The sequence below is a fragment of the Pusillimonas noertemannii genome, from assembly GCF_003096595.1.
Taxonomy (GTDB): Bacteria; Pseudomonadota; Gammaproteobacteria; order Burkholderiales; family Burkholderiaceae_B; genus Pusillimonas; species Pusillimonas noertemannii.
In genome coordinates this window covers 1,047,292-1,071,641 of sequence record NZ_QEKO01000001.1, presented here as the reverse complement: position 1 = coordinate 1,071,641, position 24,350 = coordinate 1,047,292, and the positions used below count along the sequence as shown (strand labels likewise).

The following is a 24,350-nucleotide window of genomic DNA, read 5'->3' as shown; positions in this document are numbered from 1 at the left end:
GTATTGGAGTGGATATGAGCACGTCACTTACCGATCGGCTACGCGCCTCACCTACGAGCGCCATCATGCTAGAGGCGGCGGACTATATCGACGGCCTGATTTCGCAGCATCACCGTGACAGCAAGGAATTACGTCGGTTGTGCGCGGAACGAGACGAAGCCAGACAAAGCGCCCTTGATCGCGGTTTTGCCTTACTGAAAGCGCAGAAGGAGGCGCGCGCCTTGCTGGCTGAGAGGGATGCGTTGCGGGAGTCTCAGCAGTGGCAGCCGATAGAGACAGCGCCAAAGGATGGGACGGAGGTAATTGTCTACCACCCGGAGGCTGGCGTATGTGCAGCATTCTGCCCCGCTGATGGGTTTGCATGGCACTGCATGGACGGCCAGAACACCGTTGTGGGAACAAAAAGCGGTCGATCTATCCCTCGCATGACGAGCTTCATAAGCCCGCCGACGCACTGGATGCCGATGCCAGAAGCACCACGCGCCGCACTCGCACAGGAACAATCATGAACGCCGGCAATGTTTGGAACTGCTGGCCGTGCTGGCCAAAGCTTTGCCATTGCGGCAACCCACGATCATACGAGGAATGCCATGTACAAGGATCTGCTGACCCAGATGTGGGCGGGTTGCGCGGTGTGCGGGAAAGCGCCCCCGAGCTTGGACCCGCTCACCGACGGCTGGGTGTGGGATACGGACGAACCGGACAACCCATGGCTGTGGTGCCCACATTGGCATCTAAAAAACGGCTGTGCGGATGCGGCACAGGGAGAGGTCAATCATGACAACCAAGTCTGACGAACAAGAGCGCGTCGAGTTTGAGGCGTGGTATCGAGAAAAATACAACAGCACGCTGTATTGCGAAGCTAGGTATGAAGGGTGGGTAGAAGGCCGCGCAGCGCTGCAATCGCAAGATCGGGAGGATGCCATACCAGCCAATATTCGACTGATGGCTGAGCGCATCGCTGCTGACACCTTCGAACACTGTACTGCCGACCCGATATTTACCGTTCAGAAGAAGCGGATAGTGACCGGCCTCGATACCGACTGCACCGACAACATTGGCTGGTTTGATACAGACAGCGGGGACCTCGTGGAAGGCGACGAAGCTGCCGATCTTGAGGCCCGGTACGACGATACGGGAGACGAGCCAGAGGGCTACGTTCGGACAGGATACTTTGAGGAATGGGAACACTACGCGACGTATATCACGATGGAGAGCGCGCAAGAGTTCGCCAAAGCCAAAGGTGAGAATTGCCGCGTGTATGTGGACAGCGGATACCGCAATCACGAATGGAAGGCGCTTAGGGCATTTCTGCTTTCTATCGACCACGCCCGCCGCATTGAGGGGGATGGGGAATGATTGAGCCGATTCTTCAGTGCAAAGAGTGCAAAGTGGTCAAGCTTGCGCAGGATTTTCACATCGACAAGAAGAGCCGTACAGGATTCCGAAGTGTGTGCAAAGAATGTGCGGCGGCCTATCACCGCGCCAACAGAGGGCGAATATTAGCGAGGAAAAGGGAGTTGTGGCCTGAGTATAGAGCCGCTAACGCCGAAGCGCGAAAGGAAAGCAGCAGGCGATATAGGCGAGAAAACGCCGCAAAGATCGCAGCCCGAGAAGAAGAATATAAGCAGCGATACCCGCTCAAATACAGAGCCAGGACGGAGGCGCATAACGCCATAAAGCTAGGGAGACTGACACCCGAGCCGTGCGAGGAATGTGGTAATCCGACTGTTGACGCACATCATGATGACTACTTGATGCCGCTCGAAGTCAGGTGGCTATGTAGAGAGCATCACGCCCAATGGCACGCTCGAAACGGGCCAGGGGAAAACGGCGACTTAATTATGGAAGAGGTCAAATATGGAACCTAAAAATACCGCCATCGAAGCCGACCGCAAGCACGATTCTCGCCCCAGGCCTAACGGCCAATACTTCGAAGGGGTGAATATCGAAAGGCTGCGCAAAGCTCTGACTGCTCAAGGGATCGCAGCGCCCGAATCACTGGAAGAGCTTGCTGCCACTTTGGCCCGGCACATAAACGCGTTGACCATGCAAGTGGCCGACCGACAGCGCAGGGAGTTGCCCGACACATCATTTACCAACTGGCTCGACCGCCACGGTTACGACACAACCATCGGCCTAGACGGTGACTACGCTGATACGGATGTAGCCATGCTGCACGAAGCATACCGGCTTGGGAGCCAGCGCAGGGGTGAGCCGGTGGGCTATGTGCGCAAGGACCAGTTAAATAAAGTGCAGCGGGGATGGTCGTATATGTGTCAGATACAGCCTAAGCCGCAGGAAGGAACCGTCGCTATATACACGACACCACAACCCGCCGAGCCGGTGAAGGTGCCAAGTTTTGCCGTCGTGCCCCACGCCCTAACAGAGGAAATGATTAACGCTGGCGCTGGGTCTGGGGGTCTAGGTATGGATTACCACGAGTGGCTGGGCCGAATTGCCTGCGCCTGGCCGAAAATGCTCGCCGCCGCCCCACCAGCAACCAATCATAGGGTTAACCCCACTGTCGAGCCTATGCTCGACACCCCACCCGTCACGCCCGAAGAAGAGGAAGCATGGCGGCAAATGGAGAGGCGCAATGAATGAACGAATGATCCGGAGGAAATGACATGCTGACAATCGAACGGCACGAATTAGAGTCTATGCTGATCGAAGCGGCCCGCATTGGGGCAAACCACGCTATCGAGGGCATGGTGTGCTACCACTTGAAGGATGCCGCCGCACGTCTTGGCGTGAGCTACAACACGCTGCAAAAGCGGATCGCCGAAGGTAAGCTGCGTGTGATCGACGGCAGGATTACAGGCGAAGAATTACGCCGGTATCTAACCCAGCATCGCGGCAATGCTTGACGCCTTCGGGTTAAAGTAAACGAGTGCAAAGCGCGTATCCGCCCAGCCCATCACCTTACACAGCGTCAGCACATCAAGCTTCTTAGCCATCATTGTGGCTGCTGTGTGGCGCGAATCGTGCCATGTAAAGCCAGATAGACCCGCCCTAGACCGATACTTACGAAATAAAGCATCTAGGCTGGCTGTCTTTAGGCCGAATACCAAGACATCATCCCACCCGCGAATCTGAGCCAACAATCGTTGCGCCTTGGATGAAAGCGGAACATCCCGAGACTTGCCGCTTTTCGTGATTGGAAGGTGGCAATAGTCATCATGAACATGCGCCCACGTTAGGCCGCATAGCTCCCCTGCCCGCATACCTGTACGTAACGCCACGAGAAAGCACACGGCCACCGCATGGCCTGTGCTGGCGACTCGCTTATGCTTGGCGTACCCCATTTCCCGCAACATTCTTTTTATTTCCCACCAAGCAATAGTTCGCTCTCTGTGCTTGACGCTAGGCGGCTTTCGTATGTCGCGGCAGGGATTGCCCTGTATCCAGCCCCATTCGCGCCGTGCGGCCTCGAATACGCTAGACAGTACCGTTAGCTCTCGTAGGACAGAAGACGCGCCTACGGCCTTAGAGCGCGAATCACGAAACAGGGCAATGTCAGCCGCCGTCACATCGGCCATCACCTTATCGAGCGGAAGTAAATAGCCCTCGAAGGCGGCAAGCCGGATTTGTTCCCAACGCTCTCCCCGTTTGTGGGGAGATACCTCATTGGCATACTTGCGAAGCGCATCACGTAGACTGTGCTTGTCGCCCGCAGGTCTGTCGTCGCGTAGCTCTAGCTCGCGCCGGTTCGCCCAGTCTACGGCTTCGCGTTTGGTAGGGAACACCTTGCTGTCGCGCACACCCTTTATACTGAGTTGCGCCCTATAGCCTTTGGCTGTTTTCTGAATGCTCGCCATGTGTGGGGAGTTTCGCGGGGAGTTTTTGGGGAGCGTTGCGTAGAAAAGTTGATTCTAGGCAGTCAACCGCTTTTACCCTTCCCTGCTAATCCATTGAATTTGAATGATTTTGATTATATACACTCAATGGATTTCAATACTATGGTGCCGACGGCGAGACTCGAACTCGCACAGCTCTCGCCACTACCCCCTCAAGATAGCGTGTCTACCAATTCCACCACGTCGGCAAATGCAAAGAACGCAATTTTAGCACGTTTTTTGATGTGCATAGGGGCAAGTTGGGCGGTACTGCAAAAATGCCGCTTACCCGCCCTCGGCATCAAGGCGCGGATTGCGCGGGCGCCTCGGGAACCTGGGCCGGCTGTTCGGGCACCTGGGAATTCTGGGCCGGTGCAGGAGCGCTGTCGGCAGCCGGAGGCGTGGACGCGCCCTCGGCCGGAGCGGACGGAACCGCCTGGCCCTGGGGCGCCTGCTCGCCCGGAGCGGCTTCGCCTCCGGGCACGGACGGCACCGCGCTACCCGCGGCGGGCGGCGGGGGGGCCTGGTAGTCTTGCATCAGGCCGCCGTCGAGAATGGAATCGCCCGTGCGGTGGGCCGTATAGGCCAGCCCGATGGTGGACAGGAAAAAAATGATGGCGGCCCATTTGGTCATGCGCGACAGGAAGTTGGCGGCGCCCGACGCGCCAAAAAGACTGCCCGCCGAACCGCTGCCAAAGGCGGAGCCCATTTCGGAGCCCTTGCCCTGCTGCAACAGAACGAGCACGATGATGCTGAGCGAGGTGATGACCTGAATCGCCAGAAGTAAAGGTGACAACCAATTCATTTGAAAAAACTCCGAAGCCTATGCGGCTGCAATGCGTAAAAATTCGTCCGCCACCAGCGACGCCCCGCCCACCAGGGCCCCGTCGATGTCGGGCATGGCGAAGAGGCTGGAGGCATTGTCGGGCTTGACGCTACCGCCGTACAGCACTCGCACCTGCGCAGCGTCGATCGAGGCCAGGCTGGCGCGAATGGCGGCGTGTACGTCTTGGGCCTGGGCAGGTGTGGCGCTTCGACCGGTGCCAATGGCCCACACGGGCTCGTAGGCCACCACAAGCCGGGAAACAGCCTGGGTACCCAGGGCCAGCACGGGAGCCAGCTGGCGCTGGATGACGGCAAGCGTCTGGCCGGCGTCCTGCTGTTCAAGTGTTTCGCCCACGCAGACCACCGGAACCAGGCCGGCCGCCAGCGCCGCCTTGGCCTTGGCCGCGACCAGATCGTCGGTCTCGGCGTGCATGGCGCGGCGTTCGGAATGCCCCACCAGCACCCAGGTGCAGGCGAAGTCGTTCAGCATGGCGGCGGAAACCTCGCCGGTGTAGGCGCCCTTGTCGTGCGCGGAGACGTCTTGCGCCCCCCACGAGACAGCGCTGTTTTCAAGCTGCGAGCGCGCCTGCGCCAGATACGGAAAAGGCACGCACACGGCAAGCGTGCAATAGTCGGCCAGAATGCCCGCGCCGGCGCGCAGGTCGGCCAGCAGCCCGGCGTTGGCTTCCAGCCCGCCATGCATCTTCCAGTTGCCCATGACAAGGCGCTTGCGAAAAGAAGCTGTGTTCATTGATTTCCAAAAAACCGCATGCCCCAAGGGCCGCGCGCCAAGAGCCTCGCAAGAGCGTCGTCCCAAAGCACACTTGCGCTGTTCCTAAAGCATGCTTGCGCCGTGCACAAGCATGCCTTCCAGGGCAAAATACAAATATCGAGTTAACCGGGCATTGTAGCCCGATACCGGGCATGCAGCCAAGCGTGCCTAACCCACGGTAAGAACAAGCTTGCCGATCTGTTCGCCCGCTTCCATCATGGCGTGGGCGTCGCAGGCCCGCTCCAGCGGAAAGGTCTTGTGCACGATGGGCTTGATGCGGCCCGATTCAAGCAGCGGCCACACGTGGCGCTGCAACGATTGGGCGATGTCGGCCTTGAACTCCACCGGGCGCGGGCGCAGGGTGGAACCGGTGACCGTAAGGCGCCGACGCAGTATCTGGCCGCAATCTATGGTTGCCTTGGCGCCCCCCAGCACCGCGATGATGACGATGCGTCCGTCGTCGGCCAGGCATTTGAGGTCGCGGTCGATGTAGTCGCCGGCCACCATGTCCAGGATGACGTTCACGCCCTTCTTATCGGTTGCCCGGCGGATTTCCTCGACAAAATCCTGATTGCGGTAATTGATGCCCAGCACCGCACCCAGCTCTTCGGCCGCCCGCGCGCGTTCGTCGCTGCCGGCCGTGGCGTAGACCTTGTTGCCCATGGCCGTGGCCAGTTGAATCGCCGTGGTGCCGATGCCACTGGCGCCGCCATGCACCAGCAATGTTTCGCCCTGGGCCAAGCGGCCGCGATCGAACACATTGCTCCAGACGGTGAAATAGGTTTCAGGCAGGCCCGCCGCCTCGATCTCGGACAAGCCTTTGGGGATGGTCAGGCATTGTGCCGCCGGCGCCACGACGTATTCGGCGTACCCGCCGCCCGACACCAGTGCGCATACCTTGTCACCCACCGAGAAACCGCCCGCGGCCGCATCGCCGGAGACGATTTCGCCCGCCACTTCAAGGCCCGGCAGATCGGAGGCGCCCGGAGGCGGGGGATACGCGCCCATGCGTTGCAATACGTCGGGCCGATTGACCCCCGCGGCGGAAACCTTGATCAGCACCTCGCCCGGCCCGGCCTCGGGCATGGGCCGCTGGCCCGGCACCAGCACCTCGGGACCGCCCGCCTTTGTAATTTCCACCACTTTCATATCGGCTCCTGTATTCGTTGACATCATGGGGCCGCCTCGTCTTGAGGCGAAGCCCGCTGCGCAAGATGCCATTATCGCCTATGCGGCGACGGCAATGCGCCAACGAAGACGTGCGGATGCGGTGGCGCCCGTGAGGCGGCGGGGTGGCCGGCGCGGGAAACCGGCGCTTCAGGAGCCGCCGCGCATCGCCCTGACAATGGCCCGGCTATGCTGCAGGCTTTGCGTGGGAACCAGCAGGCGGCCGTCGCGGATGCTTTCGCCTATTCGGGCGACACTGACCAGCTGCCCCTGCACGCTAAGCAGCAGGTAGTGGCCCCGAGCCTGTTGCGTAATGCTGTGCAGCTTCGGTATGCCCCGCTCATTCATCTCCAGCAAGACAAAGCTGCCTTGCGGCGTATCGACGGGCGATACCCGTCCGATGTCCGACTGGATCAGCACCGGCCGGGGCAAGGCATACAAAGGCGTTTTCCCTCCCGCATCGACTTCGATCAGCGAAGGTTCTTGCTGCTGTTGCGCCAGGTGCAAGGTAATGACAGTGGCCGGTCGTGGCTGCGGCGCCACTCGGGGGACAGCCGCCGGCGCGGCTGATGCGCCTTGGCTTCCGACCACGGGCGGCACCGGATCGACGGGCTCGGGAATCTGGCTGGGTGCAGTGTGCTGGCATGCGGCCAGGCTTGCCGCAAACGACACGGCCGCCAACTTCAATAGAGTATTCATCGCTTTCAAGAAAGAAAAAGGCGCGCCAGGAGCACCCTGGCGGCCTGAAGGACTGAAGGAGGCTAGCGCTGGCCCTGAACGTCGATGTCGACACGGCGGTTGGGCGCGAGGCAGGCGATGAGGTCAGTGCGATTTTGCTGGTCGCACTGCACCACCGGCCTGTCCTTGCCGAAACCTTGCGCTTGTATCGAGCTCGCCGGAATGCCTTCGGCGGCAAGGGCGCGCCGCACCGCCTCGGCCCGCTGCTGCGACAGGCGCTGATTGGACGCCGCGTCGCCGATTCGGTCCGTATGGCCCGAAACGGTGATCCCCCGCACTTCGGGCATCTGTTTCAATTGTCCGGCAATGTCGCGCACCGTAGCCTGGCCCGCCGCCGTCAGCACCGCGCTGCCAAAGGCAAAGCCCACGTCCCCCGAAAGCGAGAACGGCTTCATGGGCTTTTTGGTTTTCAGAATATCGGCGCATTCGGCAGGCGCCCAATGGAAGCTGCGTCCGATCAGGTCCTTGTCGAACAGCACCTTGAACTGGCAGGTTTTAAGGCCCTGGGGTGTATTGAAGTGGAACAGGTAGTCCCATTCACGCACCCGGAAGCCTTCGGAGAAATGGGGGCGGCCCAGCAGGTCGTAGAGCTGGTCGCGCGTGACGCCCTCCTGCACCTGGCGCAGATTGTCGACGTTCGGATACGAGCCGGTATGGAACGTCGTCTTGTCCACCTCGGGGAACACCGGGCTGTCGCTATGCCCATTCGCGTCCACCTTGCTCAACGTTCCGCAGCCGGCGACAGCCAGGCTGAGCAGAGCCACGGCCCCAATCAATTTTGTACTCATGATCTAGATTCCTTCAAGATAAGTGCGGCGCATCAGCATCGTTCCGGCCGATGCGCCCTTGGCTTCCGGCCTTCCTACCACTGGTACCCGACGCCCACGGCGCCGCCGTAGTCGCCGCGCGACGTGGCGTTGCCCGACAACTTGTAGATCCATTTGCCGTTGTCGGTAATGCCCGAGAAACCAATCGCCATGCCCGACTCGCCGTTCCAGGTACCGCCCGCCATGGCCATCATGTTCTTGCCGGGCAGATAAGCCTGGGGCAGCGCCGCGGTGGCCATCGCCGCCGCCACGCCGGCGCTGAGCTTGTTGTCCAGGCGGCGCACATCGTTGCGCAGGCTGTTGACCTGGCCTTGCAGATTGCCCGTGGCCTGCTGCAGCTGGCCCACATTCACCGCGTCGGTTTCATTCACACCCGCCGCCACATTGGTGATGGGCTTGCCCGACATGTCGATGCCGTTCTCGTTGATGATCGGGCCGCCGTTGCTGATCTGGATCTCGTCGGCCTGGATCTGGCCCGCGTTGACCTGAACCGCAGTGATGGAGTTGAGGCTGATGTCCTGGGCCACGGACACCTTGATGTCCGCGCCCGCGCCGTTGGGCCGCTCCGTCTTCGAGATGACGATGTTGTCGCCTTCGACGAAGCCCACGGTGTTGCCGTTGTTGATGGGCGTGCTGTTGCCGCCGCCGTTGCCGCCGGCATTGTTCGAGCCACCGCCCGAGCCACCGCCGGAACCGCCACCCGCGCCGCCGGAGTTGTCGGGAGCCGGCGCCTCGACATTCCAGTGCATGCTATCGAGCGCGTCCGCCAGCGAGGCATGGTCCTGACCGTTGTAGTTGAACACGGGGCTGCCGTCCGCGCCTTCCTCCAGGCCCAGGAAGTTGGTGATCGAGCCCAACTGCTCTTCCGTCGCCGCGCGGCCGGAACCGTCGGCAAAACCGCCGTAGAAGATGCTCTGGTTCTGCAGGCCGGCGATGACGCCGGTGTTGCCGTTGATGGTGACCGGGAAAGCCCCGCCGACCGTCACGTTGGTCGGATCAATGGTGGTGACATTGCCATCACTGTCGGCAAGCGCAATCGCGCCGGAGCCGATGCTGGTCAATGTGCCCGCCGTCGTATCATTGACCGTCAGCCCGGTATTGTCCATGACGGTATTGCCGGTGGTGACGCTGCCGTCTGGGCCCAGGTCGATGTCTTTGTTGAGCTTGATCTCGAGGGTATCGGCGCCGTCCGCCACCACACCGATGTTGCCGTCGGTCAGTGCTGCTTCATCGGCAGCGCCTCCCACCAGGTTCACCGTCTCGCCCAGCTTGCGCTCGACATTGCTGCCGGCATCGCCAGCGAAGGTCAGCGGGGTGTCGGCGAGATCGCCTACCGCGTCGTTGACGATGCCCAACTGCTCTTCGGTCGCTGCGCGGCCCGAACCGTCCGCGAACTCCGGATAGTCGATGTCCCGGTTCTGCAGGCCGCTGATGATGCCGGCATTGCCATCGATCGTGACCGGATTGCCCCCGCCGACTACGACCTGGGTGCCGCCAACAGTCGTTTCATTGCCGGCCGCATCGGCTACCGAGACAGAACCAGCCTCCACTGTGGTCATGGCGCCCGCGGCGTTGGTCACCGTCGTACCGGTGGCCTCCACTGTGGTCGTGTCGCTACCGTTGGTCACCGTCGTTCCAGCGGCCGTAGTTGTCGTCACGTTGGTACCATCTTCTACCGTCAAGCCGGCATTGTTGACCAGCGTGTTACCGATCGTCAGACTGCCGTCCGGAGTCAGGTCAAGATTTGGGTTCAGATCGAACGTCAGATCGGTGCCGTTTTGGGAAATGCGGATGTTCTCATCAGTATTGCTGAAGTTCACCTCATCGCCTGGAGCCACATTCTCTGCATCGCCGTCGTTAACGCTGAGATCCCAGCCGCGGTTGGCGATCGTCTCGACGGCCTCCAACTGATCGACGTTCACCGCATCAGTGCCATCCTCGCCAGGAGCGAGATTGGTGATGCGGTTGTCGTTCATGTTGATGCCGCCTTCATTAATCACCGGGCCGCCGTTGTTGATGGTGATGCTGTTCAGGTCGGTCAGGTCTTGCGCCATCACCAGGTTCAGCTGGCCGTTTTCACTGTCCACACGCAGGTTGGCGCCGGTAGCATCCTCACCCTCAGCCAGCCCGCCCGAGACGGTCAGCGTCTCACCCAGCTTCTTGGCGATGGTATCGCCCGTGTTGCCGGCAAAGTTCAGGCCGTCGTCCATGGTCGCGACTTCATGCACAGTGCCGTCGGCATCTTCATAGACGATGCGGGTAATGCCGTCTGCGCCGTCCAAGCCCGGAGCACCCTGGGCGCCACGCATGGTCAGGCCATCCGTTCCGTCCGTACCGTTAAGCGCCACGCTGTCCACGGTGATGTCGTCGGCCAGTCCGACATCGACCGTATGGTTGCCGTCTGCGTCCACGCTATTGCTGACCACCACGTTGCCGTCATCGGCGAAGTTGACCGAATCGCCGGGGGCCACGGTCTGGGTATTGCCGCCATTGGCGCTGATGTCCCAGCCGCGACTGGCGGCCGTCTCCACGTCCTCCAATTGATTGACGTTCACCGCATCGGTGCCATCCACGCCGGGAGCAAGGTTGGTGATGCGGTTGTCGTTCATGTTGATGCCGCCTTCATGAATCACCGGACCGCCGTTGTTGATGGTGATGCTGCTCAGGTCGGTCAGGTTTTGCGCCATCACCAGGTTCAACTGGCCGCTTGCGCTGTCCACACGCAGATTGGCGCCGGTGGCCTCCTCGCCTGCTGCCAGTTCGCCCGATATGGTCAGCGGCGTGCCGTCGCCCAAGGTCTTGTCTATGACGCTGCCCGTGTTGCCCGCGAAGCTCAAGCCATCGTTCTCGGTGGCGATTTCATAGCCGTTGTAGGTCACATCGCCGACATTGTTCACCACAAAGTTGTCGCCCAGGCGGGTCTCGCCTCCGACCGTCAGGTTGTTGGTCGTGATGCTGTCGCCATCGATCACGGTGTCGCCAACGGTGATGCTGTTGCCGATCTCGATATCATCGGCTAGGTCGAACGATAGGCCTGTGCCGGTGCGCGTGATCTCGATGTTTTCATCGGTATTGCCGAAGTCCACCGAACCGCCGGGGGCGACGTTGGTTGCAGTGTCGCCATCAGCACTGACATTCCAACCCTGCGCAGCGTACTTGATAGCGTCGTGTACGGTATTTTCACCAGTGTCGCCGATGTCGCTCATGCTCAGGCTGCCGTTCGGGGCCAGTTGCGCATCGCCCCCTAGAATATTTACCGTTGTGTTGGCCAAATTCCCCAGCACCGCATTAGTTGCGTATAGCTGGCTGCCATTGATGGCGTCGGTGCTTGTACTGCTGATCCGGCCAGCAGCAACGTTCGTGACAGTACGTTTCTCCAGCGCCGTTCCCACGCTTACCGTCGCGACGGGCGTGTTGCCCGCGAAGTTGCCATAGGTAATACCGTTGAGGCTTGCGTTTGTAGTGCCTACTGCACCATCGGTTACCGAACCGTCACCCAGAGCGACTGAACGCGCGTTTGCGGCGGTTGCGCCCCGGCCAACTGCAACCGCACTGGCAGCCGCGCCCTGTGCTCCTGCCCCCAGTGCAAGCGCATCAGCAGCAGTGCTTCGCGCTCCGGCACCCAATGCAACCGCGCGCTCGGCAGTGCTCCGCGCTCCGGCACCCAGCGCAATAGCCTGTTGCTCGAGTGCAATGGCGCCACGGCCCTGTGCAATGGATTCCTCGCCGCTGGCTTGAGCGTCGTACCCAAGGGCCTGCGCATAATTGGCTGTCGCCTCGGCTTCTCTTCCCATGGCGATGCTGCTGCTCATTTCGGCGATCGAGTCCGAACCGATGGCAATGGAATCGCGATTGTTGGCGAGATCCTCGACGTTGGGATCGGCGTCGCCCGATCGGGCACGGGTTCCCATGGCGATGCCACGGGCCGCGTATGCCTGGGCTTGTGTTCCACTCGCCTGCGAATCGACCGCGGCGGCGCGGGACGTAGTGCCAAATGCCATCGCGTTCTCTGCTGTCGCATGTGCCTCGCTGCCTTGGGCAATGCCCTTGGGCGCATTGACAAGCGAATTGCGCCCAATGACGATGCCTTCGGCCGCGGTCGAGCGGGACGAAGTACCGATCACAATCGAATTTTCAACAGAAGGGCCACTGGCCTGGCGGTCTGTATAGGAGTCTCTGCCAATGACAATAGAGTTCTGATCACGGCTCACCACGTGCGTGCCAATGGCCACACCGCTTTCATCACGCGCCTCTGTTTGGGAGTTGCCGATAGTGGTGGAATTCCTGCCCAGGCCTTTAATATTATGGCCAAGCACCACGGCCGAATCGCCCTCAGCGCCGGCCAGATGGCCGATGGCGACGGCGTCTCTATTCTTGGTTGTGGCGTCAGGGCCTATCGCAATCGAATCGATGGCGGCTGCGTCGGCGCCGTTATTGCTGTTGTTGCCCTTGGGGATGCCGTTGTCATTGATGCTGACATAGTGCAGCATGTTTTGGTCGATTTGAGTCTGAAGATTGCTGATCACACCGTCCGCAAAATCAATATCGCTCAGGTCAATGCCAGACACTGCTTGCTGCAATTGGCGCACGTTTACCGCATCGGTATCGTTTGCACCATCTTCTACGTTGACGATACGGCGCGTAAACTCACTGCCGGCCTGGCTACTGCCCACGGAAACGGCACTGCCCTCGAACGACCTGTTGGTAAACCGGCTGCTGCCCGATACGTCGCCCTCCACCGCCCAGGAGTTCAAACCCAAAGCAACGAAACCGCTGTCCGCGTGAGCGTTGGGGCCGATGGCGGTTCCGGTTCCCAGGGCGGTTGTCTGACGCCCCAAGGCCACGCCCGTATTGCCGGCCAATGCGTTATAGCCGATCGCTACGCCCTCGGTCTCGGCATCGGCCTCTTGTCCGATGCCGACAGCGCGGTTCGCAGAGCGGCCACTGTTCGCATTCCAGCCGATAGTAACGTTCCCGTCACCCACCAGGCTGGTACCCGCCCCACGCCCCAAGGCAACATTGTCGTTGCCCGCAACGTTGCTGCCCGCCTGGTCGCCCATCGCAACGTTGAACTGACCACGTACGTTTTGACCCGTCTGCGCGCCAATGGCAATATTGTGCGATTGGTCGCCGGCAAGGTCAGGATTCGCGTTGTAGCCGGCAGCGCTGCCGATCGAAATATTATTCTCGGCATTCGCCTCTGCGCCGGTGCCCAAGGCAATTCCGCTGGCTCCGAGCCCTTTTGCACCGCTGCCCAGCGCTATCGCGCCGCCGCCGGAAGCAGTGGCTTCCTGGCCGATTGCCGTACTGCCCACGCCGCTGCTTTCACTGTCTTTCCCGATCGCGATCGCAGCGGTCGAGTTGGTGCCATTGCTCGCATTCAATACTTTAGCGCCATCGCCGGCTGCAAAACTGCTGTCGCCTTCGGCCACGGAGTTGGGGCCGATTGCGATGGACTCTTCGCCTAACGCTTCCGAATCGGGCGCTGCCGATTTAGCGCGGAAATACCTTACCCCACCAGCGGTACCAGACTCAAAAAAGAGATCATAGACTTGCCGGCCGTTGACCGCATCCGTGCTGTTCTCGTCGATGATGCCGTCACCAAGATTAGTAATCTTATTGGTGCCCATATTGAGATTGGAACCAATGGCGACGCCAGCACTTGACGCAGTGAGAGCACCGCTCGCGACATTGAGGCTGTTAGTTACGACCGACGTGCCAAGATTGCTAACCTGGTTCTGCAGCGTTGTGATATTTGATTGTGCAGTGCCCAGTTGTTGATTGGTCGTGTACAACTGCTGCCCCCTTACGGCGTCCGTACTGGTAGCGTTGAGAGCCGCATTGCTGCCTACCGTGATCTGAGTGGCGCTCAGTGAGCCGCCCACCATCAAACCGGTCAGGCCCGTGATGCTGGTCACGCCAGTAATGCTGCCACCACCACCTTGGAAATTGATTTCGCCACCAGAAGCGGTGAAATTAATGGTGTTATCGGGCTCATTGACAACAACCTCGGCCAGCGCGCTTCCCATCAACAATGCGCCCGAAGCCAGCACTGCGGCTACTCCACCTGCGGTGCGAACACGGCTGGAAGACCGCTTGCCTCGCGCCTTTACATTCTCTGCTACGGCAACGAAAGTACCAGTCCTTTCGTTGTAAATACTCTTGTACGCTTTGTTCATCTTGCTCTCCGAGTGGGGCTGTACCTAATCGGGGGCAAGTATGGGTGGGGCTATGGCAACCGACTTTTGGAAAACAACTGAAAATCTTTGAAATAAGTACAGAGGCGTCCGAATCTTACAAAGTTGATGATGTTTGACACTTGAAACAATGAAATTTGCGCACGCATGGTGGAAATATCGAGGCGGCAGGACAAATGCCCGTCTATATGACAAGCACCCTCGCCATGCGTTAAACTTGCGTGCTTTGCTGGAAGCGTGCCAGAGTGGTTGAATGGACCGGTCTTGAAAACCGGCGACGGGGCAACCCGTCCGTGAGTTCGAATCTCACCGCTTCCGCCATCAAGCAAAAAAGCCGTGCGCAAGGCAACGGCTTCTCAAGGGTTTGCGTCCATGGCGGAATTGGTAGACGCAAGAGACTTAAAATCTCTCGATCATTGATCGTGCCGGTTCGATTCCGGCTGGACGCACCAATAAAATCAAGCGGTTAGCCAAGGGCATTGGGCAAAATCCAACCACTCAGCCTGTGGAGAATTGCGCCTGCAAAATACTGCTGCGGGCAATCGGCATAAGGTACAGTTCTGACGAACTGCACCAGAACAGCAGCAGCTGGTACGACGTTGCACCACACCTATGGCGGTCGTAGATCTTCCCTCAACGCCCGTAGGTGATAGGCTTGGCCTGGTCGGCGTGAACCTCTTGCGGTTGCCTCGAAAGGCTTGACCCATTCTTTGGCGGTTTCAGTTTCGCCATCTCCAGATCGACCCAAAAACAACATTTATGTTGCGTAAGCACTAGATAAATACAACATTTATGTTGTATTTTTCGCTTATGTTCATTAAAAAGGGGGGCGATGAAATACAGCGAATTCAGGAAGTGGCTCAGACAACAAGGTGCAACGTTTGAAAAACACAGGTCCGGAAGTAGCCACTACCGAGTAACGCTCAATGGCAAAACGACACAATCTTTCCTGATCACGGTTCGAAAGAGATGGGTAAGGGACTTATCGAAACCATCAAGAAGCAGCTCGGTATCAAATAAATGAAGTACGGCAGGCCCTTCGGGGTCTGCAATCGCGCATCGCCCAAAAGAGGATTACCAAATGTTGACCTACCCAATCACTCTTACTCCTGACACGAACGGCACGTTCCTTGTTCAATTCCCCGACATCCCTGAGGCTATCTCTGTCGCAGAAGACGAAACTGAAGCGCTGATCAACGGCCTTGACGCCCTGGAAGCGGCTATCGAAATCTATTTCGACGAAAAGAGGATCGTCCCAGCGCCATCGAAAGTAAAGCGCGGACAGCCAAGCGTTACCTTGCCTGCCTTGGTCACCGCTAAGGTATTGCTTGCAAACGAAATGGTTTCCCAGGGCGTTCGCAAATCCGAGTTGGCGCGCCGCTTGAATGTCCATATGCCTCAAGTAGACCGATTAATTGATCTTCGCCACTCGTCCAAGCTTGAGAACATCGAAGCGGCCTTTCATTCGCTTGGTAAAAGCCTAGAGGTCAGAGTCGCATGACGCGAGAAGTTGAGGCCGGGAAAGACGGGGGTAGACCCGTGCTGAGCGCATGCAAAAAGGGCTGCCTGATATCGGCAGCCCCCAAACTGTAAACCTGTAAATCGGCTCTATAGGTCTCTGGCCCTGCCCCCCATGGTGGCGGCCAGGCTGGCCACAAAGGCCCCCACCAGAAGCGATGCGAATATCCAAAGGGCCAGCGCGGCCGCGGCTTTGCGTGCGGCGTCCGCGGCCTCTCGGGCTTTGGCCTCGAACTCGTCGGCGGCCTGCTTGGCCTGGGCGGTTACCTGATCCAGGCGTTCTTGCGCCTGGGCTTCGCTGACACCGGCCCGCTGGGCAATGATCCTGGTCAAATACGTTTTGTCTTCTCCCGAGATTTCGCCCTGGGCGACGCTCCTGCCCAGTATTACGGATACTTCGCGCTTCACGTCGCCCTGGGCCCTCGAGGGGTCGACGTCGTTCGGCCGCAGCAATGCATCGGCGAAATAGTCCAGCGACCATCCGCCTTCTTCGCTGTCGCCGCCGGCTGCGCTTGCGGCAAGCGCGGTGGTGCCGGTCTGGGCCATCGAGGCGCCTGCTCGCGCGGTACCCGAAACAATGGAAGCCGCGGTGGAGCCCAGCAGCGCGAGGGCCACGACGAAGCTCAGCGCCCAGACCAGGAAGCCGTGGGCCGTATCCCTGAAGTAGATTTCGTCTCCGCGGGCATCCGCCCATTTGGTCCGCAGCCTTCCCGCCACGTATCCGGCCACGGCATAAGAAATGATCTGGCTGACGAAGAGCCATATTATGGTTCCGACGGCCAGGGTGGTTCCGGAGGCGCCGTCATTCTCCCAAGGCGACACGGCCAGAAATCCCAGTCCGGTGCCGCCGGTGATAAGCATGGCGCTCAAGGCGGCCGCTATCACGGCGCCGGCAATGACGGCTCCCCATGACACGGCCGAGCGGGTGGATTCCGTAGGGATATAGGGGTTCGAGGCGTAGCCCGGGGTGGGTTCGGTTCTTTGCATGACGTGTCCTTTAATGATTGACGCAGCTTTCAAGCCTCAAGAATTCAGTGCCAGAACAAAGCCAGCAGAATGATGATCGGAATGGGGACACCCAATAGCCACAAAAGTATCGATCGCATAATTCGCTCCTTGCAGGTTCACCGGATCAACTGCTCGTTCCAGAACTATTCCCGTAGCGTCGCGCTCGCAGAAGGTTCACGCCATGGGTTGGTGAGCGCATAGCAAAAACCTTGCCCGCCCATGTCGGCGGGCGCATTTTCGGGGGGTATTCGTGCTGGGCACAATAACTGCTGCCCGGGGGGCTGCTGCCTTGAGCCGCCATCCGGCGCTGCGTGGCACAGCTTTCCAGGAGAGCACCATGAAGCATTTCATCGCCCTTTCGCTGTGTACGCTGGCATTGGCCTGGGCGCTGCCGGGCCAGGCGCAGACCAGTCCGGCTCCAGAGGCTGGCCAAGCCGAACGAGGAAGCGCCGCCGATAACGGCGCCACCGGCAATGACGGCAGCGCCCCCCAGTCCCAGGGCGCAGACAGCCGGTCCGACCGGACCAAGACATCTGAAAGCGGGGAAACCAAGCCCAAGAGCGGGCAGGTCGGGGACAAGACCGACTTCAGCGGGAACGAAGGCACCGACACAGAAAGCACGGGCACAGGAAGCGGCCACGGTACGGCCACCAAAGACGCGGATTCGGCCAAGCAGACGGAGGACTCGGGCAGTTCGGGCTCTTCGGGCGGCTGATTAACGCATGAAAAAACACCCGCAATTGGAGCAATTCCAAATGCGGGTGCTTGAATGCGGCTTGTGGGTTTCCACGCCGCGTCGCCTGGCTCGGACCGCAGGGCTTATGAAGCCCTGGATGCAAGCCGAGCCAAGAGGGCTTAGTCGGCCGCTGTCTCGGAGGCAGCCACGGGACCCGTGGGGCCGCCTTGTGCCTCGATGCCGCCGATGGCCTTCATGGACAGGCGCAGACGGCCTTTGTCGTCGGCCTCGATGACCTTGATGCGCACGACCTGGCCTACCTTCAATACATCGTTGATGTTGTTGATGCGGTAGTTGGCGATCTCGGAAATGTGCAGCAGGCCGTCGCGGCCGGGCAGCACCTGGACGATGGCGCCGAAATCCAGCAGGCGCAGCACGGGGCCTTCGTACTCTTGGCCCACTTCGACGTCGGCCGTAAGTTCCTTGATGCGGCGCTCGGCTTCGCGGGCCTTGTCGAGGTCGGCGCTGGCGATGGTGATGGTGCCGTCGTCGCCGATGTCGATCTGGGTGCCGGTTTCTTCGGTCAGGGCACGGATGGTGGCGCCGCCCTTGCCGATGACGTCGCGGATCTTCTCGGGGTTGATTTTGACGGTGAGCATGCGGGGCGCGAATTCGGACAGCTCGGTGCGCGAGCCTTCGAGGGCTTCGCGCATCTTGCCCAGGATGTGCAGGCGGCCTTCACGGGCCTGTGCCAGCGCGACCTGCATGATTTCCTTGGTGATGCCCTGGATCTTGATGTCCATCTGCAGGGCGGTAACGCCCTGCTCGGTGCCGGCCACCTTGAAATCCATGTCGCCCAGGTGGTCTTCGTCGCCCAGGATGTCGGTCAGCACGGCGAATTTGCCGCCGTCTTTGATGAGGCCCATGGCCACGCCCGCGACGTGGTTCTTGATGGGCACGCCGGCGTCCATCATGGCCAGCGAACCGCCGCATACGGAAGCCATCGACGAAGAGCCGTTGGATTCGGTAATTTCAGACACCACGCGGATGGTGTACTGGAAGTCTTGCGGCTCGGGCAGCAGGGCGACCAGCGCGCGCTTGGCCAGGCGGCCATGGCCGATTTCGCGGCGCTTGGGCACGCCGAAGCGGCCGGTTTCGCCGGTGGAGAACGGAGGAAAGTTGTAGTGCAGCATGAAACGGTCGCGCGACTCGCCCATGATGGAATCGATGATCTGCTCGTCTTGCTTGGTGCCCAGCGTGGCGACCACCAAGGCCTGGGTTTCGCCGCGGGTGAACAGCACGCTGCCGTGCGCACGAGGCAGCACGCCCAGGCGGATGCTGATGGGACGCACCGTGCGGGTGTCGCGGCCGTCGATGCGGGGCTCGCCGCTAAGGATCTGGCTGCGCACGATTTGCGATTCGATGTCGAACAGAATGTTTTCGATCTCGACGTTGTCGGGAGCCGCTTCGTCGCGCGCCGTGGCGTGCTCGAGCATCTTGGCCTTGACGTCGGCGTACACCTGGCGCAGCTGCGCGGTGCGCTGCTGCTTCTGGCGGATGCTGTAGGCCGACTGCAGGCCTTCAAGCGCGGCGGCCTTGATGGCGGTGATCAGAATCTCGTTCCGGGGTGCGGGCTGCCAGTCCCATTCGGGCTTGCCGGCTTCGGCGACCAGTTCGTGGATGGCATTGATGGCGGCCTGCATCTGCTCGTGGCCAAACACCACGCCGCCCAGCATTACTTCTTCGGAAAGCTCTTGCGCTTCGGATTCGACCATCAGCACGGCGGCCTCGGTACCGGCCACCACCAGGTTGAGCTTGGATTCGGCAAGCTGGCTGGCGGTGGGGTTGAGCACGTAGTCGCCGTTCAGGTAGCCGACCCGCGCCGCGCCGATGGGGCCGTTGAAGGGAATGCCCGAAATGGCCAGGGCGGCCGAGGCGCCGACCATGGCGGCGATGTCGGGATCGATTTCAGGGTCGACCGAGACAGTGTGGATGATGACCTGCACTTCGTTGTAGAAGCCCTCGGGAAACAAGGGACGCAGCGGACGGTCGATCAGGCGCGAGGTAAGGATTTCTTTTTCGGAGGGGCGGCCTTCACGCTTGAAGAAGCCGCCGGGAATACGGCCGGCTGCGTAGGTTTTTTCAACGTAGTCGACGGTAAGAGGGAAAAAGTCTTGGCCCGGCTTGGCCTGCTTCGCCGCAACCACAGTCGCCAGTACAACAGTGTCTCCGATCGAAGCCAGCACGGCGCCGGATGCCTGGCGCGCGATTTCACCGGTTTCGAGAACCACCGTATGCTGACCATACTGGAAGGTTTTGGTCACTTTATTAAACATTACGGAATATCCTTACAATAAAAAAACCGTGCACACGGCGACGATGGTCGCAGTGTGCACGGTCGTACATAGTGGGGAGCTCGCCCCGGGTATCACTTACGCAGACCGAGCTTTTCGATCAGAGCGCGATATGCGTCGGGGTTGCGGCCCTTGAGGTAGTCGAGCAGTTTGCGGCGACGGCTGACCATGCGCAGCAAGCCGCGGCGTGAATGGTGATCCTTCATGTGAGCCTTGAAGTGACCGGTCAGTTCGTTGATGCGTGCCGTAAGCAGAGCTACTTGCACTTCGGGGGAACCTGTGTCGCCTTGCGCGCGCTGAAATTGCGCGACGATGTCGGATTTTTTGATGTCAGCAACAGACATTTTTAGCCTCGTTAACATGCGTCAGGGCCGAGGTGCCCGGACGTGAATGGATGAACAATAACAATTGAATCGAAAGAGTCACACCATGCCCTTGTGGCATGAGGTAATCTTAAGACTTTGGCATTATAACGGATTTGGTGCACGTCATGATTCCCCCCTGCTTGCGCCGCTTCGCACTGGCCGCCCTGTTGCCCCTTGCCCTGCTTTACGGCTGCACCACCTTCAAAAGCGTGCCGCCCGGCACGCCTCTTGCGCAGGTCCAGTCCGAGTTCGGCCGCCCCAATTACTCGTGCCCCCTGCCCAATGGCGGCCAGCGCGTCATCTGGAGCGGCCAGCCCTTCGGCCAGTTTGCCTGGGGCACCGACGTAGACGCCCAGGGGCGGGTCGGCGAAATCTCGCAGCTGCTTACCGACCAGCATTTCAAGAAACTGGGCGAAGGCAGCTGGACGCCCGAGCAGGTGCTTTGCGAGTTCGGCCCCCCGGCCGAGCAAGGCGGCGTGGGCCTGCCCTCTTCCATACAGATCGTCTGGAGCTACCGATACCAGCAGAGCGGTGTCTGGAACTCGCTGATGCATGTGTATTTCGGCACGGACGGCGAGCGCGTCACGCGTTTTCATCCCGGCCCCGACCCCATGTACGAGCGGGACGATTTCCTGCCCTTTTTCTAAGCCGAAAGCGCCGGCAAGGCCTTGCCGGCGCTTTTTCATGCCCGGCCCCGTCTAGCGCATGGCCAGGCCTTTCACGTGCAGCAGGGCCTTGCGCAGCGATCAAAGGCGCGGGCCGTGCTCGTCGTCGCGCGGAGGGGCAATGGTATGCGGCGCCGGCGGCTCGGGAAAAGGCGCCGCCTCGGCAACGCCTTCATGGCGCATGCGGCTTAGCTGGCGGGCCCTGCGCCAACGCCACAGCATAATGCCCCAGCCCGACAGGCCATAGATCACGAACAGCCCGAACAGCATCAGGGGCGGGTCGCTGGACACAAAGACAAACACCGCCACCAGCACCAGCATCACCCAGAACGGCACGCTGTGCCCCAGGGCGAACGACTTTCCGCTGTAGAAGGGTGTATTGGTAACCATGGCAATGCCGGCATACACCGTGATGACGAAGGCGCACCAGGAAATCGTGGCCGTGCCCAATTGAAGGCGGTTGTCGATGGCCACCCAGATGAAGCCTGCCAGCAGCGCGGCCGCCGCGGGGCTGGGCAGGCCCTGGAAGAAACGCTTGTCGACCACCGCGATGTTGGTATTGAAGCGGGCCAGCCGCAGCGCGGCGCCCACCACGTAGATGAAGGCCGCCAGCCAGCCCCAGCGCCCCAGGTCCTGCAGGGTCCATTGGTACATGACCAGTGCCGGGGCTATGCCGAACGAGGTCATGTCGGACAGCGAATCGTATTGTTCGCCGAAGGCCGACTGGGTGTTGGTAAGCCGGGCCACCCGGCCGTCCATGCCGTCGAAGATCATGGCCACGAAAATGGCGATGGCCGCGACCTCGAAGCGCCCGTTTATGGCCTGGACCACGGCGTAGAAGCCCGCAAAGAGATTGGCCGTGGTAAAGACATTGGGCAGCAGGTAGATGCTGCGCCGACGCCTGTTTTCATCAGAAAAATGGGGCATGGTGTCTTTCCTTCGGGCCATGTGCGAAGAACCCGCATCCTTCGCCTATGGCCAGTTTAATATGCCGCCGATCGCAGCCCGGGCTCACGGGAATCAGCCGGGCGTGTTTTCGGCCGCCGCCGGCAGCTCAGCAAGAACCGTGCTGGTGGCGCTTACCTTGTCGCCAATGGCCACGCGGGGCCGCGAACCGGGGGGCAGGTAGACGTCGACTCGCGAACCGAAGCGGATGAAGCCGTAGCGCTGCCCATGATGCAGGGAATCTCCGGTCTTGGCATAGCAAAGTATGCGCTTGGCCACCAGGCCAGCAACCTGAACGGCGGTGACGATATGGCCTTGCCTGGTGCGCAGCACCATGGCGTTGCGCTCGTTTTCGAGCGAAGCCTTGTCAAGCGCCGCATTGAAAAACTTGCCTGCGAAATATTCGGTGGACAGCACCTCGGCATCGACCGGCGAGCGGTTCGAATGCACGTTGAAGACGTTCATGAAGACGCTGATTTTCAGTGCATCGCGATTGCCGTGGTAGGGATCCTGGGTTTCCTGGACGACCACGACGCGGCCGTCGGCCGGGCTGAGCACATTGAGTTCCCCATCGGGCGCGACGCGCGCCGGGTCGCGAAAGAACTGCAGCACGAACACCGACAGCAGCCAGAACGGCAGGCTGGCCCATCCGGACCAGACCGTGACGATGATCGATATGACGACGATGCCCGCCAGGAAAGGCCAGCCCTCGCGGGCGATGATGGGATGAGGATAGGAAGGTTTGTTCATCGTGTTAAAGAATAGCAAAAAAACACCCCGCTGGAGCCGGAAGCGCTGCTCCGGCCTGCGGGGTGTGAGGGAACGACTGGAAAAACCAATCAGTTCTTGGTCTGGTCAACCAGCTTGTTGGCCGCGATCCAGGGCATCATGGCGCGCAGCTTGCCGCCGACCTGCTCGATTTGCGATTCGGCATTGAGGCGGCGGCGGGAAGTGATGCTGGGCGCGCCGGCGGCGTTTTCCAGGATGAAGCTCTTGGCGTACTCGCCGGTCTGGATGTCGGTCAGGACCTGGCGCATGGCCTTCTTGGTTTCGTCGGTGACGATGCGGGGGCCCGTGACATACTCGCCATACTCGGCATTGTTCGAGATGGAGTAGTTCATGTTGGCGATGCCGCCTTCGTAGATCAGGTCGACGATGAGCTTGAGCTCGTGCAGGCACTCGAAGTAGGCCATCTCGGGCGCGTATCCGGCCTCGACCAGCGTTTCGAAGCCGGCCTTGATGAGTTCGACGGTGCCGCCGCACAGCACGGCCTGCTCGCCGAACAGGTCGGTTTCGGTTTCTTCGCGGAAGTTGGTCTCGATGATGCCGGCGCGGCCGCCGCCGTTGGCCATGGCGTACGACAGGGCCAGGTCGCGGGCCTTGCCGTTGACGTCTTGATGGACGGCGATCAGGTGGGGCACGCCGCCACCCTGGCTGTAGGTGCCGCGAACCGTATGGCCGGGAGCCTTGGGCGCGATCATGATGACGTCGACGTCGTTGCGCGGCTGCACCTGGCCGTAGTGCACGTTGAAGCCATGGGCGAACGCCAGCGCGCTGCCGGCCTTCAGGTTGTCATGAACGTGCTTGCGGTAGACGTCGGCGATGTTTTCGTCGGGCAGAAGCATCATGACCAGGTCGGCGGCCTTGACGGCCTCGGCCACTTCCAGCACTTTCAGGCCGGCGTTCTCGGCCTTGCTCCATGAAGCGCCGCCCTTGCGCAGGCCGACCACCACGTTCACGCCCGACTCGTGCAGGTTGAGCGCGTGCGCATGACCCTGCGAACCGTAGCCGATGATGGCAACCGTCTTGCCCTTGATCAGGGACAGGTCGCAGTCTTTGTCATAGAAAACTTTCATTGAAATGCTCCAAACTAAGCGTATTTTTGGCGGGCCGCGCAAGGCGGCCCCGATTGGTTGAGTTCGGGCTGTATACCGCTGCCAGACCCGTGATTTTAATTACAATTTCAAAACTCGTTCGCCGCGGCCGATGCCCGAGACCCCGGTGCGCACGGTTTCCAGGATGGCGCTGCGGTCGAGGGCGCCGATAAACGCCTCGATCTTGTCCTGGTCGCCGGTAAGCTCGATGGTGTAGGCCTTGTCGCTTACGTCGATGATGCGGCCGCGGAAAATATCGGCCATGCGCTTCATTTCGTCGCGCTCTTTGCCCACCGCCCTGACCTTGATCATCATCAGCTCGCGCTCGATGTGCGGGCCTTCAGAAAGGTCGACCACCTTGACCACATCGATAAGGCGGTTCAGGTGCTTGGTAATCTGCTCGATGACGTCCTCGGACCCTTCGGTGACAATGGTCATGCGGGACAAGGTCGCGTCTTCGGTGGGCGCGACGGTAAGGGTTTCGATGTTGTAGGCGCGCGCCGAGAACAGCCCCACCACGCGCGACAGGGCGCCTGGCTCGTTCTCCAGAAGGATGGAAATCACGTGTTTCATTGTTCTG

At 60.6% G+C, this 24,350-nt stretch carries 22 protein-coding genes, 3 tRNA genes and 1 pseudogene; 11 read left to right on the top strand and 15 right to left on the bottom strand.

The window, feature by feature from the left end:
• Positions 1 to 14 precede the first annotated feature (14 nt).
• The 5 genes from C7440_RS05075 to C7440_RS05055 all read left to right on the top strand — a co-directional run bounded on the left by C7440_RS05075 (position 15) and on the right by C7440_RS05055 (position 2,870).
• Positions 15 to 509: a hypothetical protein gene (locus C7440_RS05075; RefSeq protein ID WP_116517667.1), complete on the top strand. Its 495-nt coding sequence runs from the start codon at positions 15 to 17 to the stop codon at positions 507 to 509.
• A gap of 81 nt (positions 510 to 590) precedes the next feature.
• On the top strand, positions 591 to 794 hold the full coding sequence (locus tag C7440_RS19790; protein ID WP_135238881.1) for a hypothetical protein: 204 nt from the start codon (positions 591 to 593) through the stop codon (positions 792 to 794).
• On the top strand, positions 778 to 1,359 hold the full coding sequence (locus C7440_RS05070; RefSeq protein WP_133244260.1) for a hypothetical protein: 582 nt from the start codon (positions 778 to 780) through the stop codon (positions 1,357 to 1,359). The genes C7440_RS19790 and C7440_RS05070 overlap by 17 nt, the downstream gene beginning before the upstream one ends.
• Before the next feature lie 501 nt (positions 1,360 to 1,860).
• Complete coding sequence (locus C7440_RS05060) at positions 1,861 to 2,607, top strand: hypothetical protein (protein WP_116517665.1); 747 nt, start codon at positions 1,861 to 1,863, stop codon at positions 2,605 to 2,607.
• Between the two features lie 23 nt (positions 2,608 to 2,630).
• Complete coding sequence (locus C7440_RS05055; protein WP_116517664.1) at positions 2,631 to 2,870, top strand: helix-turn-helix domain-containing protein; 240 nt, start codon at positions 2,631 to 2,633, stop codon at positions 2,868 to 2,870.
• On the opposite strand, the gene C7440_RS05050 is transcribed toward C7440_RS05055, so the two are convergent.
• The 8 genes from C7440_RS05050 to C7440_RS05015 form a co-directional block, all read right to left on the bottom strand.
• Positions 2,844 to 3,821 carry a tyrosine-type recombinase/integrase gene (locus C7440_RS05050; protein ID WP_116517663.1) on the bottom strand — a complete coding sequence of 326 codons (978 nt, stop codon included), beginning with the start codon at positions 3,819 to 3,821 and terminating at the stop codon, positions 2,844 to 2,846. The two genes, C7440_RS05055 and C7440_RS05050, sit on opposite strands and share 27 nt — an antisense overlap.
• Before the next feature lie 142 nt (positions 3,822 to 3,963).
• Positions 3,964 to 4,048 (bottom strand) — tRNA-Leu (locus tag C7440_RS05045).
• A 92-nt stretch (positions 4,049 to 4,140) separates the two neighbouring features.
• Positions 4,141 to 4,644 (bottom strand): preprotein translocase subunit SecG, encoded by a 504-nt coding sequence (gene secG, locus C7440_RS05040; RefSeq protein ID WP_017524962.1) that lies wholly within the window; start codon positions 4,642 to 4,644, stop codon positions 4,141 to 4,143.
• A gap of 18 nt (positions 4,645 to 4,662) precedes the next feature.
• Positions 4,663 to 5,415, bottom strand: a complete 753-nt coding sequence (gene tpiA, locus C7440_RS05035) for a triose-phosphate isomerase (protein WP_017524961.1) — start codon at positions 5,413 to 5,415, stop codon at positions 4,663 to 4,665.
• Positions 5,416 to 5,604: 189 nt separating this feature from the next.
• Positions 5,605 to 6,585, bottom strand: coding sequence for an NAD(P)H-quinone oxidoreductase (locus C7440_RS05030; RefSeq protein ID WP_017524960.1), 981 nt, complete (start codon positions 6,583 to 6,585; stop codon positions 5,605 to 5,607).
• A gap of 168 nt (positions 6,586 to 6,753) precedes the next feature.
• Complete coding sequence (locus C7440_RS05025) at positions 6,754 to 7,302, bottom strand: hypothetical protein (protein WP_026068036.1); 549 nt, start codon at positions 7,300 to 7,302, stop codon at positions 6,754 to 6,756.
• A gap of 62 nt (positions 7,303 to 7,364) precedes the next feature.
• Complete coding sequence (locus C7440_RS05020; RefSeq protein ID WP_116517662.1) at positions 7,365 to 8,129, bottom strand: OmpA family protein; 765 nt, start codon at positions 8,127 to 8,129, stop codon at positions 7,365 to 7,367.
• Positions 8,130 to 8,203: 74 nt separating this feature from the next.
• Positions 8,204 to 14,347, bottom strand: a complete 6,144-nt coding sequence (locus tag C7440_RS05015) for a YadA-like family protein (protein ID WP_116517661.1) — start codon at positions 14,345 to 14,347, stop codon at positions 8,204 to 8,206.
• A 249-nt stretch (positions 14,348 to 14,596) separates the two neighbouring features.
• Here C7440_RS05015 and C7440_RS05010 point away from each other — a divergent pair.
• From C7440_RS05010 to C7440_RS04995, 4 genes and pseudogenes are all read left to right on the top strand, one after another.
• Positions 14,597 to 14,686, top strand: a tRNA-Ser gene (locus C7440_RS05010).
• Positions 14,687 to 14,731: 45 nt separating this feature from the next.
• Positions 14,732 to 14,817 (top strand) — tRNA-Leu (locus C7440_RS05005).
• 380 nt (positions 14,818 to 15,197) lie between these two features.
• Positions 15,198 to 15,385, top strand: a pseudogene (locus C7440_RS20040) (type II toxin-antitoxin system HicA family toxin).
• Positions 15,386 to 15,446: 61 nt separating this feature from the next.
• On the top strand, positions 15,447 to 15,866 hold the full coding sequence (locus C7440_RS04995; RefSeq protein WP_116517660.1) for a type II toxin-antitoxin system HicB family antitoxin: 420 nt from the start codon (positions 15,447 to 15,449) through the stop codon (positions 15,864 to 15,866).
• Positions 15,867 to 15,973: 107 nt separating this feature from the next.
• Here the strand turns inward: C7440_RS04995 and C7440_RS04990 are convergent, their stop codons facing one another.
• Entirely contained in the window at positions 15,974 to 16,870 is an 897-nt protein-coding gene (locus C7440_RS04990) for a hypothetical protein (RefSeq protein WP_116517659.1), read from the bottom strand.
• Between the two features lie 358 nt (positions 16,871 to 17,228).
• Here C7440_RS04990 and C7440_RS04985 point away from each other — a divergent pair, with 358 nt between their 5' ends.
• Complete coding sequence (locus C7440_RS04985) at positions 17,229 to 17,606, top strand: hypothetical protein (RefSeq protein WP_116517658.1); 378 nt, start codon at positions 17,229 to 17,231, stop codon at positions 17,604 to 17,606.
• A gap of 140 nt (positions 17,607 to 17,746) precedes the next feature.
• On the opposite strand, the gene pnp is transcribed toward C7440_RS04985, so the two are convergent.
• Positions 17,747 to 19,903 (bottom strand): polyribonucleotide nucleotidyltransferase, encoded by a 2,157-nt coding sequence (gene pnp / locus C7440_RS04980; RefSeq protein WP_116517657.1) that lies wholly within the window; start codon positions 19,901 to 19,903, stop codon positions 17,747 to 17,749.
• 92 nt (positions 19,904 to 19,995) lie between these two features.
• Positions 19,996 to 20,265: a 30S ribosomal protein S15 gene (gene rpsO, locus C7440_RS04975; protein WP_017522651.1), complete on the bottom strand. Its 270-nt coding sequence runs from the start codon at positions 20,263 to 20,265 to the stop codon at positions 19,996 to 19,998.
• Between the two features lie 149 nt (positions 20,266 to 20,414).
• On the opposite strand from rpsO, the gene C7440_RS04970 reads away from it, so the two are divergent.
• The gene (locus C7440_RS04970; protein ID WP_371743454.1) at positions 20,415 to 20,933 is read left to right on the top strand and encodes a hypothetical protein; all 519 of its coding nucleotides are present in this window, start codon (positions 20,415 to 20,417) and stop codon (positions 20,931 to 20,933) included.
• Positions 20,934 to 21,032: 99 nt separating this feature from the next.
• Here the strand turns inward: C7440_RS04970 and pssA are convergent, their stop codons facing one another.
• The 4 genes from pssA to ilvN all read right to left on the bottom strand — a co-directional run bounded on the left by pssA (position 21,033) and on the right by ilvN (position 24,343).
• Positions 21,033 to 21,878 carry a CDP-diacylglycerol--serine O-phosphatidyltransferase gene (gene pssA, locus C7440_RS04965; protein ID WP_017522653.1) on the bottom strand — a complete coding sequence of 282 codons (846 nt, stop codon included), beginning with the start codon at positions 21,876 to 21,878 and terminating at the stop codon, positions 21,033 to 21,035.
• Positions 21,879 to 21,971: 93 nt separating this feature from the next.
• The gene (locus C7440_RS04960) at positions 21,972 to 22,646 is read right to left on the bottom strand and encodes a phosphatidylserine decarboxylase (protein ID WP_017522654.1); all 675 of its coding nucleotides are present in this window, start codon (positions 22,644 to 22,646) and stop codon (positions 21,972 to 21,974) included.
• Between the two features lie 89 nt (positions 22,647 to 22,735).
• The gene (gene ilvC, locus C7440_RS04955; protein WP_017522655.1) at positions 22,736 to 23,752 is read right to left on the bottom strand and encodes a ketol-acid reductoisomerase; all 1,017 of its coding nucleotides are present in this window, start codon (positions 23,750 to 23,752) and stop codon (positions 22,736 to 22,738) included.
• A 99-nt stretch (positions 23,753 to 23,851) separates the two neighbouring features.
• Positions 23,852 to 24,343: an acetolactate synthase small subunit gene (gene ilvN, locus C7440_RS04950; RefSeq protein ID WP_017522656.1), complete on the bottom strand. Its 492-nt coding sequence runs from the start codon at positions 24,341 to 24,343 to the stop codon at positions 23,852 to 23,854.
• Positions 24,344 to 24,350: the final 7 nt, after the last annotated feature.

Excerpts from the sequence above, each read along its gene's own strand:
- C7440_RS05075 (WP_116517667.1), top strand. The coding sequence starts at position 15 with ATGAGCACGTCACTTACCGATCGGCTACGCGCCTCACCTACGAGCGCC.
- C7440_RS19790 (WP_135238881.1), top strand. The coding sequence starts at position 591 with ATGTACAAGGATCTGCTGACCCAGATGTGGGCGGGTTGCGCGGTGTGC.
- C7440_RS05070 (WP_133244260.1), top strand. The coding sequence starts at position 778 with ATGACAACCAAGTCTGACGAACAAGAGCGCGTCGAGTTTGAGGCGTGG.
- C7440_RS05060 (WP_116517665.1), top strand. The coding sequence starts at position 1,861 with ATGGAACCTAAAAATACCGCCATCGAAGCCGACCGCAAGCACGATTCT.
- C7440_RS05055 (WP_116517664.1), top strand. The coding sequence starts at position 2,631 with ATGCTGACAATCGAACGGCACGAATTAGAGTCTATGCTGATCGAAGCG.
- C7440_RS05050 (WP_116517663.1), bottom strand. The coding sequence starts at position 3,821 with ATGGCGAGCATTCAGAAAACAGCCAAAGGCTATAGGGCGCAACTCAGT.
- secG (WP_017524962.1), bottom strand. The coding sequence starts at position 4,644 with ATGAATTGGTTGTCACCTTTACTTCTGGCGATTCAGGTCATCACCTCG.
- tpiA (WP_017524961.1), bottom strand. The coding sequence starts at position 5,415 with ATGAACACAGCTTCTTTTCGCAAGCGCCTTGTCATGGGCAACTGGAAG.
- C7440_RS05030 (WP_017524960.1), bottom strand. The coding sequence starts at position 6,585 with ATGAAAGTGGTGGAAATTACAAAGGCGGGCGGTCCCGAGGTGCTGGTG.
- C7440_RS05025 (WP_026068036.1), bottom strand. The coding sequence starts at position 7,302 with ATGAATACTCTATTGAAGTTGGCGGCCGTGTCGTTTGCGGCAAGCCTG.
- C7440_RS05020 (WP_116517662.1), bottom strand. The coding sequence starts at position 8,129 with ATGAGTACAAAATTGATTGGGGCCGTGGCTCTGCTCAGCCTGGCTGTC.
- C7440_RS05015 (WP_116517661.1), bottom strand. The coding sequence starts at position 14,347 with ATGAACAAAGCGTACAAGAGTATTTACAACGAAAGGACTGGTACTTTC.
- C7440_RS04995 (WP_116517660.1), top strand. The coding sequence starts at position 15,447 with ATGTTGACCTACCCAATCACTCTTACTCCTGACACGAACGGCACGTTC.
- C7440_RS04990 (WP_116517659.1), bottom strand. The coding sequence starts at position 16,870 with ATGCAAAGAACCGAACCCACCCCGGGCTACGCCTCGAACCCCTATATC.
- C7440_RS04985 (WP_116517658.1), top strand. The coding sequence starts at position 17,229 with ATGAAGCATTTCATCGCCCTTTCGCTGTGTACGCTGGCATTGGCCTGG.
- pnp (WP_116517657.1), bottom strand. The coding sequence starts at position 19,903 with ATGTTTAATAAAGTGACCAAAACCTTCCAGTATGGTCAGCATACGGTG.
- rpsO (WP_017522651.1), bottom strand. The coding sequence starts at position 20,265 with ATGTCTGTTGCTGACATCAAAAAATCCGACATCGTCGCGCAATTTCAG.
- pssA (WP_017522653.1), bottom strand. The coding sequence starts at position 21,878 with ATGCCCCATTTTTCTGATGAAAACAGGCGTCGGCGCAGCATCTACCTG.
- C7440_RS04960 (WP_017522654.1), bottom strand. The coding sequence starts at position 22,646 with ATGAACAAACCTTCCTATCCTCATCCCATCATCGCCCGCGAGGGCTGG.
- ilvC (WP_017522655.1), bottom strand. The coding sequence starts at position 23,752 with ATGAAAGTTTTCTATGACAAAGACTGCGACCTGTCCCTGATCAAGGGC.
- ilvN (WP_017522656.1), bottom strand. The coding sequence starts at position 24,343 with ATGAAACACGTGATTTCCATCCTTCTGGAGAACGAGCCAGGCGCCCTG.